Below are 11779 nucleotides of genomic sequence, written 5' to 3'. Positions count from 1 at the left end.
CGTGCCCAAGGTGTCCTCGGTGATCGTCCCCTACGCGACGTACCTGCGCGTGTACGAACCGCTGGCCGCCTTCCCGGAGCCGGAACGCGGTCACTGGGCCCGTTACGCCCGCCGCCCCGACCGTCCGTCCTACCAGGACGAACTGCGCCGGTCGCTGGCGGACCTGGCGCCCACCCCGCCGGTGCCGGTGCCGGTGCACGAGAGCGACGACGCGTTCGTCCTGGAGGCGGACGGCGTGATCTGCGTCTGCCCCTGGCGCACCCGGCTGCGCGGCTGGCAGGCCCTGGGCGGGCTCGCCGAGGACTTCCCGCTGCCGGTCCTGGACGCCCTGCTCCCTCCGGTCGTACGGCACCAGGCGACCCGGGACTACGAACGCTGGCTGTCCGGCCACCCCGACGCCCGGCCCTGGATCCGCACGGCGACCTGGCACGTCCCGATCAACTGGTTCGTGCTGTTCGGGGACGAGGAGCGGGAGTACGACAAGGGCTCCGCGGGGGAGGCGCCCGTCCTGCGTTACCGCACCCCCATGGTCCAGGCCCGCCGGCGGGTGGCGCGCGGGCTGCGCGCGCTGCGGGACGCCATGGAGGAGAGCCTGCTGATCGACGGGCTCGTGGACGTCGGACGCTGGCTGGAGGAGTTCCACCCGCGCTCGCTGGTCGAGCTGGACTACGGCGGACTGGTGCACGCCCTGCCGGCCGGCTCGTTGGAGGGCGACCACTCGGCGGCGGACGTGGCCGAGGGGATCGGGGCGCTGCGGCGCGGCGACGAGGAGGGTGCCGGTGCCGCCTACGGGCGTCTCGTGGAGCGCTGGCGGGCGGTGCGCGACCTGCGGTCGGCGAACTGACGTTTGACCAAACGCCCTTCTTGGGGTTTTGTCTTCGCCCTGGGGATCCTGAGATTCCGTCAGCGCGAGCCCGGCAACGGACGTAGCTGCCGATCCGGGCGTATGCCCCAAGCGTGTCAAGCGTGATGGACCGCACTTACGCGGCCCTTGCGCCCCTTGCCCACCCTCATGCCAAAATAGGACAAGGAGTCCGGGGAGGGCTCCTCCGTCCTGCTGTGCTCGACTATGGGCGGAATCTCAGCATTGCACGCTTTGGGGGGTCGTGGTGACTCCTGATCGCTGCTGTGACTGATCGTCACAGGGGCGTGACTGTCCGCTATGGCATGGTCCATCGGCTTCCGCGGCTGATGAACACCTGGGAGGGCAATTCCATCGGTTTGGCCGACGTGGCTGGACAGATGGTGTAGTTGTAGTGCCGAGGACAAGCCGTTCGTCCTATAACCGACTCGACTCGCGTCCGCCATTTCGGGCAACGCGGGTCAAGGTGCAGAATTTAGAGGAATGAACCGAGAAGGTTCGGTTCTCCCGAGGAGGCCGCTCATGACCGCTCGCACCCCTGATGCCGAGCCGCTGCTGACCCCGGCTGAGGTCGCCACCATGTTCCGCGTCGACCCCAAGACGGTCACGCGCTGGGCGAAGGCAGGCAAGCTCACGTCGATCCGCACGCTCGGCGGGCACCGCCGCTACCGCGAAGCCGAGGTCCGCGCACTGCTCGCGGGCATTCCGCAGCAGCGCAGCGAGGCCTGAACCACCGCATGAACCGGGCGGCACCGGCTGGTCCCCCACTGGTCGAGACGCCCGGGAACACAGGCTCCAAGCGACGCGGGGACTGCCCCAACAGGCCCTTCGCCCAAGCCGATCGAAGCTTTCCAGGCAACTGAATACGGGTGCGTCGTCGATCGCGCTGGACTCCGCCGGGTCCAGCGCGATCTTTTTTGTGCGCTGTTGGTGGGCCGGCGCAGCCCGGGCCGGGGATCCGAGGTGCCCGGTGCGCGGGCCTGTCGGAGTCTGGGGGGCGGGTGAGGGGATCGCCCGCGCGCCGGCCGGGGCGGACCCCTCCGGGCAGTGCAATTGCACATATTAAATTGACTGGTTGTAGGGCGGGTGTAAGTACCGCACTTCCTGAAACTCATGCGGTGACACCCGTCACATACCAGTCGGCTTGTTGAGCCCGTGGCATATGCGCTAGAGGGAACGCCCGTGGGGAGCGGGTTGTTCCGCAGTCCGTTCCGACGGGTCGGGCGGGGTGTCCAGCGCCAGCCGCAACAGGCGGTGGCAGATGGGGCAGTAGCGCGTCAGATGCCGGTAGGACGACGCGGCCGACAGGTGCGCGCGCAGCAGCGCCCGCGTCTCGTGCCTGGCCGTTGCCGCCATGTGCCACCTCCAGGGGCCACACGGGGTCGGGCCCTGTTCCTGGAGTACCGAGGGGCGCCGGGCCCGTCAAGACGGCGTGGAGCGCCGGAGAGGGCGCGCGGAGCTTCCCGGGCCCGGCGCGGCACCGACGTGAAGACCTGGGCCACTGCACGCAGAAGGCCCGCATCTCCGGGAGATGCGGGCCTTCTGCACTGCGGTCCTGACGGGATTTGAACCCGCGGCCTCCACCTTGACAGGGTGGCGAGCACTCCAAACTGCTCCACAGGACCTGGTTTCGCAGAGCCATTCGTGCGTTGCGCTGCGAGAAGGACTGTACAGGAGGGGGAGCCCCCTGGTCGAACTCACCCAGTGTGCGGGCGCGGTCACGGAGCCGCGGCGTCGATCGCCTTCACGATCCGCTTGTCCGACACGGGGTACGCCGTGCCGAGCGCGTGGGCGAAATAGCTGACCCGCAGCTCCTCGATCATCCAGCGGATGTCCAGCACCTCGCGCGGAACGGGCCGCCCCTGCGGCATCTGTTCCAGCAGCCACGCGTACTCGTCCCGCATCTCGTGGACCTTCGCCATCCGCGTCGTGTCCCGCTGCGCGTTCGCCGGCATCTGCTGCAGCCGGCGGTCCGCGGCCACCAGATACCGCATCAGGTCCGGCAGCCGCCGCAGCCCCGCCGCCGTCACGAAACCGGGCCGTACGAGCCCGTCCAGCTGCGTCCGGACATCCTGGAGGTTCGCCAGCAGCGCGGGGCTGCGTAGGCCCTTCAGACGGCGCTCACAGGCCTGCCACGCGGCCAGCACCTGCTGCACCTGACCGACGGCGCGGACCGTCGTGTCGACGATCTCCGCCCGGACCTTGTCGAACAGCTTCCGGAACGACTCCTCGTCCCAGACCGGTCCGCCGAAGTCCGCGATCAGCTGGTCCGCCGCGGCCGTCGCGCAGTCGTCGAACAAGGCCTGCACGGACCCGTGCGGATTCGCCGACAGTGCCAGCTTCTGCGGGTTGGTCAGCTTCTCGGAAGCGAACTTCGCGGGGTTCACCGGGATCCCGAGCAGGATCAGCCGCCGGGTGCCCTTCCACATCGCCTCCGCCTGCTCGGCCTCCGAGTCGAACAGCCGCACGGAGACCGAGCCGCCGTCGTCCACCAGCGCCGGGTACGCCTTCACCGGCTGGCCGGCCCGGCGGGTCTCGAACACCCGGGTGAGGGAACCGATCGTCCAGTCCGTCAGGCCCTTGCGCTCCAGCGACTCCCCGCCCTGACGCTGCGCCGTCGCCGCGGCCGCCTGGGAGAGCGCCTTGCGCGCCTTGGGCCGCAGTTGGAGCTTCAGTGCCTCCAGGTCCTTGTCCTCGGCGAGGGTGCGGCGCCGCTCGTCGACGATCCGGAACGTCACCTTCAAGTGGTCGGGTACGCGCGCCCAGTCGAAGTCCTCCGCCTCGAACGGCACCCCGACCATCCGCTTGAGCTCACGGGCCATCGTGACCGTCAGCGGCTCCTGCAGGGGCACCGCCCGCTCCAGGAACGCCTTCGCGAAGTTCGGCGCCGGCACGTAGTTGCGGCGGATCGGCTTGGGCAGCGACCGGATCAGCTCCGTGACGACGTCCTCCCGCAGGCCCGGGATCTGCCAGTCGAAGCCCTCGTCCGTCACCTGGTTCAGCACCTGGAGCGGGATGTGGACGGTCACACCGTCGGCGTCCGCGCCCGGCTCGAACTGGTACGTCACCCGGAACTTCAGCGGACCCTGCCGCCAGGAGTCGGGATAGTCGGCCTTGGTGACCGCCTCCGCCGACTCGCGGATCAGCATCTCGCGCTCGAAATCGAGGAAGTCAGGCTGCTCGTGCCGCTTGTGCTTCCACCACGAGTCGAAGTGCGCCCCGGACACCACGTGTTCGGGGATCCGCTGCTCGTAGAAGTCGAACAGGGTCTCGTCGTCGACCATGATGTCCCGGCGCCGGGCGCGGTGCTCCAGCTCCTCGACCTCGGTGAGCAGCTTCCGGTTGTCGGCGTAGAACTTGTGGTGGGTGCGCCAGTCGCCCTCGACCAGAGCGTTGCGGATGAACAGCTCGCGGCTGACCTCCGGATCGATCCGCCCGTAGTTCACCTTGCGCTGCGCCACGATCGGCACGCCGTACAGGGTGACCTTCTCGTACGCCATCACGGCCGCCTGGTCCTTCTCCCAGTGCGGCTCGCTGTAGGTGCGCTTGAGCAGGTGCCCGGCGAGCGGCTCCACCCACTCCGGCTCGATCTTGGCGTTGACCCGCGCCCACAGCCGGGACGTCTCCACCAGCTCGGCCGACATCACGAACCGCGGCGGCTTCTTGAACAGGGCCGACCCCGGGAAGATGGCGAACTTGGCGTTGCGCGCGCCCAGGTACTCGTTGCGGCCGCCGTCCTTGCGGCCGCCGCCCTGACCGGAGTCCTTGGACTCCTTCACGTCCTTCATGCCGATGTGCGAGAGCAGACCGGCCAGCAGCGACACGTGGATGCGGTCCTCGGCTGCGTCCTCCTCGTTCAGATGGATACCCATCTGCCGGGCGACGGTCCGCAGTTGCGTGTAGATGTCCTGCCACTCGCGGATCCGCAGGAAGTTCAGGTACTCCTGCTTGCACATCCGCCGGAACGACGAGGAGCCGCGCTCCTTCTGCTGCTCGCGGACGTACCGCCAGAGGTTGAGGAAGGCGAGGAAGTCGCTGGACTCGTCCCGGAAACGGGCGTGCTGCTGATCGGCCTGCGTCTGTTTGTCCGCCGGCCGCTCGCGCGGGTCCTGGATCGACAGCGCGGCCGCGATGACCATGACCTCGCGGGCGCAGCCGTTGCGGTCCGCCTCCAGCACCATGCGCGCCAGCCGGGGGTCGACCGGCAGCTGTGCCAGCTTCCGCCCGGTCTGGGTGAGCCGCTTGCGCGGGTCCTTCTGCGCCGCGTCCAGTGCGCCCAGCTCCTGGAGCAGCTGGACGCCGTCGCGGATGTTGCGGTGGTCCGGCGGGTCGATGAAGGGGAACTTCTCGATCTCGCCCAGGCCGGCCGCCGTCATCTGGAGGATCACCGAGGCGAGGTTGGTCCGCAGGATCTCCGCGTCGGTGAACTCCGGACGGGTCAGGAAGTCGTCCTCGGAGTACAGCCGGATGCAGATGCCGTCCGAGGTACGGCCGCAGCGGCCCTTGCGCTGGTTGGCGCTGGCCTGCGACACCGGTTCGATCGGCAGTCGCTGCACCTTGGTGCGGTGGCTGTAGCGGGAGACGCGGGCGAAGCCGGGGTCGATGACGTACTTGATGCCCGGCACGGTGAGGGACGTCTCGGCCACGTTGGTCGCCAGGACGATCCTGCGACCGGTGTGCTGCTGGAACACCCGGTGCTGTTCGGCGTGCGACAGCCGGGCGTACAGCGGCAGGACCTCGGTCGACCGGTACCGCTTCTTGGTCAGCGCGTCCGCCGTGTCGCGGATCTCCCGCTCACCGGAGAGGAACACCAGGATGTCGCCGGGGCCCTCCGCCATCAGCTCCTCGACCGCGTCGGTGATCGCGGTGATCTGGTCCCGGTCGGCGTCGTCGGAGTCCTCTTCCAGCAGCGGCCGGTAGCGGACCTCCACCGGATACGTCCGCCCGCTGACCTCGATGATCGGCGCGTCACCGAAGTGCCGGGAGAAACGCTCCGGGTCGATGGTCGCCGAGGTGATGACGACCTTGAGGTCCGGGCGCTTCGGCAGCAGCTGTGCGAGATAGCCGAGCAGGAAGTCGATGTTCAGCGACCGCTCGTGCGCCTCGTCGATGATGATCGTGTCGTAGGCGCGCAGCTCGCGGTCGGTCTGGATCTCCGCGAGCAGGATGCCGTCGGTCATCAGCTTGACGAACGTGGCGTCCGGGTTCACCTGGTCGGTGAAGCGGACCTTCCAGCCGACGGCCTCTCCGAGCGGCGTGTCCAGCTCCTCGGCGACCCGCTCGGCCACCGTGCGGGCGGCGATACGCCGGGGCTGGGTGTGCCCGATCATGCCTCGGACGCCCCGGCCCAGCTCCATGCAGATCTTCGGGATCTGCGTGGTCTTGCCGGAGCCCGTCTCGCCGGCGACGATCACGACCTGGTGATCACGGATCGCCTCGGCGATCACGTCCTTCTTCTGGCTGACGGGCAGCTGCTCCGGGTAGCGCACCTCCGGCACCCGGGCGCGGCGGCCCGTCATCCGCTCCTCGGCCGCGGCGATCTCCGCCCCGATCTCGGTCAGCACGGCGGCGCGGGCCTCCGGCTTACGGATCGTGCGGGCACCCTCGAGCCGCCGTCCGAGCCGGTGCGCGTCGCGCAGCGAGAGTGCGGTGAGGCGGGAGGCGAGGGAGTCGAGAGCGGGGGCAGAGTGCGTAGACATACGGACTCCAGGATCTCATCCCGCGAAAATTCGCGGCCAACGATTTTGACGGGGCACGTCGTCGGGACGCACAACAAGGCCCCGATCGATGATCGGGGCCTTTGCTGTGGCTGGGGCCGGGGTCGAACCGGCGACCTATCGCTTTTCAGGCGATCGCTCGTACCAACTGAGCTACCCAGCCGTGGTGTTTCACGTGAAACACCAGCGGTCCTGACGGGATTTGAACCCGCGGCCTCCACCTTGACAGGGTGGCGAGCACTCCAAACTGCTCCACAGGACCTAGCGCGTCGTACGACAGTGTCGCACAGGGTGGTGCGTGCCCCCAACGGGATTCGAACCCGTGCTACCGCCTTGAAAGGGCGGCGTCCTAGGCCGCTAGACGATGAGGGCTATCGGCCCGCCTGGGCGCTTCTCAGCGCGTCGGGGACGTGAGAAGCATATGGGATGGCGGGAGGGATCGCCAAAACGGTTTACGGCGTGGGCGTCGAGCGGCTCCCGGGGGAGGGGGACGGCGGGGTGGTCGCGGGGGTGCCGGAGGGGGAGGACGAGGGGGAGCCCGAGGGGGAGGGCGAGGTCTTCGCGCCCGGCTGGTTCTCCTCCGGCAGGTGGCGGCTGACCTCCGCCGTGGTCAGCCCGAGCCCGCCCAGTTCGATCGAGTCCCAGGCCTGGAGGCGGCGGCTGTCGCGGTCGAAGTAGAGGATCGACGTCTCGATGGGGTCGGGGTACGTGCCCTCGATCGCGCGCAGGCCGCTGCCGCCGGTGGAGCCCTCGACGCGGAGCCGGGTGCCGTACCGCATCACCTCGGTCTCCTCGCGGTGGATGTGCCCGGCCAGCACCAGGGGCACGGTGCCGTCGACCTCGCGGGCGGCCGACGGCTCGTGGGCGAGGGCGACGTCCACCGGGGTGCCGGCGGCGCGCTGGTCGCGCAGGGCGGAGGCGAGGCGGGCGCCCGCCAGTTCCTGCGACTGCTCGGCGCCGGTCCTGGTGGAGCGGTCGGGGGTGAACTGCGGGTCGCCGATCCCGGCGAAGCGCAGGCCGGCCACGGTCTTCGCCCTGCCGCCGTCGAGGACGTGGACGTTCTTCAGGCCCTCCAGATAGCGCTGGGTGACGAGGGAGTCGTGGTTGCCGCGGACCCAGACGTAGGGGGCGCCGAGGTCCTCGATGGGGTCCAGGAAGCCGTTCTCGGCGGCGGTGCCGTGGTCCATGGTGTCGCCGGTGTCGACGATCACGTCCACCCGGTACTGCTCCACCAGCGAGGCGATGATCTTCCAGCTCGCCGGGTTGAGGTGGATGTCGGAGACGTGCAGGACACGGAGGGTGGTCGGGTCGGGCTGGTAGGCGGGGAGGGTGGAGGTGGCGTCGTAGAGCTTGGTCACGTTGGTGACGAGGCGGGCCAGCTCCTTCTGGTACACGTCGAACTCGGTGACGATGCTGCGCGCGTCACCGACCAGGGACGGGGCGGAGGAGAGCAGGCCGGAGAATCTCGGCTCCAGGACGGAGTCGGGGTTCCAGGTGGCGTAGGCGGTGCCGCCGGAGGCGGCCAGCAGGGTGAGCGCGAGGCCGCCGGCGGCGAGGGCGCGGCGGGGACGGCGGTAGACGAGCAGGCCGAGCGCCGTGGCGCCGGTGACGACGGCGACGCAGGAGCGCACGGCGAGGTCCGCGGTGCCGTGGGCGATGTCCCGGGTGACCTCGTCCTGGAGGCCGGAGAGGCGTTCGGGGCGGTCGACCAGGGCCTGGGAGCGCTCGGGGTCGAGCTGGTCGACGTTGACGTCGAGGCGTACGGGGGCGGTGTGGCTGTCGAGCTGGAGCGCGCCCAGCGGGGAGACGTTGATCTTGGTGCCGCCGGTGAGGGAGGGGCGCAGTGTCATCGTGGTGTTCATGGGGCCGACGGGGACGCGCACGTCGCCGACGACGAGGAGTCCGAGCCAGGCGCCGAGGACGACCACGGCGACCAGACCGGCGGCGCGCGTCCAGGGACGGGCCCCGGGGGCGAGGGCGACCGTCGTGGCCGCGGGCGCGGGCCGTCGTGAGCGGCGGCGGGAGAGGGCCCGCGGGACCCGTCGGATGCGGTGGACGGCGTTCGTGACGGCGGAGGGGACGCGGGCCATTGGTCCCGTATGCCCAAGCCGCGGGCGGGATATGCGGGTGTCCCGCGCATCTCGTACGGACGGCCCGTACCCGACAATGGCTCTGTGCTGGAGATGACGCGGGAGAAGTTCGAGGAGCTGGTCTCCGAGGCGCTGGACCGGATTCCGCCGGAGCTGACGCGGCTGATGGACAACGTCGCGGTGTTCGTCGAGGACGAGCCGCCGGCGGACGACCCGGAGCTGCTCGGGCTGTATGAGGGAACCCCCCTGACGGAGCGGGGCGAGTGGTACGCCGGGGTGCTGCCGGACCGCATCACCATCTACCGCGGGCCCACGCTGCGCATGTGCGAGTCCAGCGAGGACGTGGTCGCCGAGACGGAGATCACGGTGGTGCACGAGATCGCGCACCACTTCGGGATCGACGACGCCCGGCTGCACGCGCTCGGGTACGGCTAGGCCGTACGCGTGTCTTCTCGCGGGTGGCGGGAGTTGGGGTTGTTGACCCTGTACTCCCAACGGAGGTGGCCCCGTGCGCCGCTTGTACGTACCCGTCCGCCTGGCCGTCACGCTCGTCGCCGTCGCGGCCGCCGCCGGTTGTGTGAGCGTGGGTGAGGACGGAGGAGGGGCCGCCGGGCCGTCGCACTCGGCGGGCAGGACGGGCGATCGGGCGCCGGACGGAGGCGGAGCCGGTCCGGGCGACGGGTCCGGGTACGGCGCCGCGGCCGCCGACGGCGAGCGCCCGGACGGCGGCGGGGGCAGGGGGCGCGAGGGCGAGGACGGGAAGGACGGGGCGGGGAAGCGGGCGTCGGCCGAGGCGTCCCCGTCCGCGGGGGCGAGCGGGTCGGCACCGGCCGACGGCGCACCCGGCGGCGTTCCGGGACCGGCCCCCGACGAGGGCCCCGCCGTGCCGGAGCCGACCCGGACCCCGGATCCGGAGCCCACACCGACGCCGCCCGAGCCGTCACAGCAGCCGGAACCGACCCAGGCGGAGCCGTCCTCCTCGGCGCACGAGCCGCCCGGGACCCAGCTGGAGCGGCGGGAGCCCGCACCGGAAGCGGGGGCGCCCGCCTGAGATCTCCCGTCCCGCTCCCCCTGCCTGCCCGACCCCGCGCTCACCTGCCGATTTGCTTCCGGGGGGTCGAGGTGCGTATGGTGGCAGATCGTTTGATCCTATTTGCCCGGCGCCACTGCAGAGCGCGCCGTGTGGCGCGTACTCTCCCTTACCGTGGTGGACCGCATCGAGGCGGTCGTTATTGCGAATCGCGAATCACGGAGTTGACGGGCGCGTGCCGAAGAGACTCCGGAAGGTTTCGCATTCGTATGCCCATCGCCAGTACTGATCACGTCGTCGTGCCCGAGAACACCGAGGACACCGACATCGCCGTCACCACCGAGGTGACGGCCCCCGAGAACACCTTCGCCGCCCTCGGCCTGCCCGAGGGCGTCGTGCGCAAGCTCGCGCAGAACGGCGTGACCACCCCCTTCCCGATCCAGGCCGCGACCATCCCGGACGCCCTGGCCGGCAAGGACATCCTCGGCCGTGGCCGCACCGGCTCCGGCAAGACCCTCTCCTTCGGTCTGCCGACCCTGGCCACGCTGGCCGGCGGCCGCACCGAGAAGCACAAGCCGCGCGCCGTCATCCTGACGCCCACGCGTGAGCTCGCCATGCAGGTCGCCGACGCGCTCCAGCCGTACGGCGACGTCATGGGCCTGAAGATGAAGGTCGTCTGCGGCGGCACGTCGATGGGCAACCAGATCTACGCCCTCGAGCGCGGCGTCGACATCCTGGTCGCCACCCCGGGCCGTCTGCGCGACATCATCAACCGCGGCGCCTGCTCGCTGGAGAACGTGCAGATCACCGTCCTCGACGAGGCCGACCAGATGTCCGACCTGGGCTTCCTGCCCGAGGTCACCGAGCTGCTCGACCAGGTCCCGGCGGGCGGCCAGCGCATGCTGTTCTCCGCGACCATGGAGAACGAGATCAAGACCCTCGTCGACCGCTACCTCAACGCCCCGGCGACCCATGAGGTCGACGCGGCGCAGGGCGCGGTGACGACCATGTCGCACCACATCCTCGTCGTGAAGCCCAAGGACAAGGCGCCGGTCACCGCGGCCATCGCCTCCCGCAAGGGCCGCACCATCATCTTCGTCCGCACCCAGCTGGGCGCCGACCGCGTCGCCGAGCAGCTGCGCGACGCCGGGGTGAAGGCGGACGCCCTGCACGGCGGCATGACCCAGGGAGCCCGCACGCGCACGCTGGCGGACTTCAAGGACGGCTACGTCAACGTCCTGGTCGCCACCGACGTCGCCGCCCGCGGCATCCACGTCGACGGCATCGACCTGGTCCTGAACGTGGACCCGGCCGGCGACCACAAGGACTACCTGCACCGCGCGGGCCGCACGGCGCGGGCCGGCCGCACCGGCACCGTCGTCTCCCTGTCCCTGCCGCACCAGCGGCGCCAGATCTTCCGGCTGATGGAGGACGCGGGCGTCGACGCCACGCGCCACATCATCCAGGGCGGCGCGGCCTTCGAGCCGGAGGTCGCCGAGATCACCGGTGCCCGGTCGATGACCGAGGTCCAGGCCGAGTCGGCGGGCAACGCGGCCCAGCAGGCCGAGCGCGAGGTCGCCCAGCTCACCAAGGAGCTGGAGCGGGCCCAGCGCCGCGCCTCGGAGCTGCGCGGCGAGGCCGACCGCCTGGTCGCCCGGGTCGCCCGGGAGCGCGGCGAGGACGTCGACACGGTGGTCGCCGAGACGGCCGCCGTCGCGCCGGCCGATGCCGGGACCGAGGTGACCCTGCCGGAGCAGCCGACCGCGCAGGACGTCGAGCGGACCGAGCGCGCGGAGCGCCCGGAGGCCACCACCGCGCCGTACGAGCGGCGCGAGCGCCGTGACGACCGCGGTGACCGTGGTGGTTTCCGTCGTGACGAGCGTCGTGACGGTGACCGTGGCGGGCGTTCCTTCGAGCGCCGTGACGACCGGGGCGGCTTCAACCGCGACCGGGACCGTGGCGGCTTCCGCCGTGACGACCGGGGCGACCGCGGTGACCGTGGTGGTTTCCGTCGTGACGAGCGTCGTGACGGTGACCGTGGCGGGCGTTCCTTCGAGCGCCGTGACGACCGGGGCGGCTC

The 11779-nt window shown here is 70.8% G+C and carries 8 protein-coding genes and 4 tRNA genes; 5 read left to right on the top strand and 7 right to left on the bottom strand.

The window, feature by feature from the left end; translation table 11 throughout:
* Window position 1: 1 nt before the first annotated feature.
* On the top strand, window positions 2–844 hold the full coding sequence (locus ACZ6A9_RS08435; protein ID WP_468980866.1) for a DUF8083 family protein: 843 nt from the start codon (window positions 2–4) through the stop codon (window positions 842–844).
* Window positions 845–1384: 540 nt separating this feature from the next.
* The gene (gene bldC, locus ACZ6A9_RS08430) at window positions 1385–1591 is read left to right on the top strand and encodes a developmental transcriptional regulator BldC (RefSeq protein WP_003949541.1); all 207 of its coding nucleotides are present in this window, start codon (window positions 1385–1387) and stop codon (window positions 1589–1591) included.
* Window positions 1592–2029: 438 nt separating this feature from the next.
* Here the strand turns inward: bldC and ACZ6A9_RS08425 are convergent, their stop codons facing one another.
* From ACZ6A9_RS08425 to ACZ6A9_RS08395, 7 genes are all read right to left on the bottom strand, one after another.
* Window positions 2030–2218: a DUF6274 family protein gene (locus tag ACZ6A9_RS08425; protein ID WP_468980862.1), complete on the bottom strand. Its 189-nt coding sequence runs from the start codon at window positions 2216–2218 to the stop codon at window positions 2030–2032.
* A 194-nt stretch (window positions 2219–2412) separates the two neighbouring features.
* Window positions 2413–2487: transfer RNA gene (locus ACZ6A9_RS08420), tRNA-Asp, on the bottom strand.
* Window positions 2488–2580: 93 nt separating this feature from the next.
* Window positions 2581–6561 (bottom strand): ATP-dependent RNA helicase HrpA, encoded by a 3981-nt coding sequence (hrpA, locus tag ACZ6A9_RS08415; protein WP_468980860.1) that lies wholly within the window; start codon window positions 6559–6561, stop codon window positions 2581–2583.
* A 107-nt stretch (window positions 6562–6668) separates the two neighbouring features.
* Window positions 6669–6742, bottom strand: a tRNA-Phe gene (locus tag ACZ6A9_RS08410).
* Between the two features lie 24 nt (window positions 6743–6766).
* Window positions 6767–6841: transfer RNA gene (locus tag ACZ6A9_RS08405), tRNA-Asp, on the bottom strand.
* Window positions 6842–6878: 37 nt separating this feature from the next.
* Window positions 6879–6951, bottom strand: a tRNA-Glu gene (locus tag ACZ6A9_RS08400).
* 80 nt (window positions 6952–7031) lie between these two features.
* Window positions 7032–8669 carry a metallophosphoesterase family protein gene (locus tag ACZ6A9_RS08395; RefSeq protein ID WP_468980858.1) on the bottom strand — a complete coding sequence of 546 codons (1638 nt, stop codon included), beginning with the start codon at window positions 8667–8669 and terminating at the stop codon, window positions 7032–7034.
* Window positions 8670–8753: 84 nt separating this feature from the next.
* On the opposite strand from ACZ6A9_RS08395, the gene ACZ6A9_RS08390 reads away from it, so the two are divergent.
* The 3 genes from ACZ6A9_RS08390 to ACZ6A9_RS08380 all read left to right on the top strand — a co-directional run.
* Window positions 8754–9104: a metallopeptidase family protein gene (locus tag ACZ6A9_RS08390; RefSeq protein ID WP_468980856.1), complete on the top strand. Its 351-nt coding sequence runs from the start codon at window positions 8754–8756 to the stop codon at window positions 9102–9104.
* A 73-nt stretch (window positions 9105–9177) separates the two neighbouring features.
* The gene (locus ACZ6A9_RS08385; RefSeq protein ID WP_468980853.1) at window positions 9178–9720 is read left to right on the top strand and encodes a hypothetical protein; all 543 of its coding nucleotides are present in this window, start codon (window positions 9178–9180) and stop codon (window positions 9718–9720) included.
* Between the two features lie 248 nt (window positions 9721–9968).
* Window positions 9969–11779, top strand: a 1811-nt coding sequence (locus ACZ6A9_RS08380; RefSeq protein WP_468980848.1) for a DEAD/DEAH box helicase, incomplete at its 3' end; no start/stop codon positions are given.

Source organism: Streptomyces sp. NPDC041124, assembly GCF_055592385.1.
This window is presented reverse-complemented; position numbering and strand designations above follow the sequence as displayed.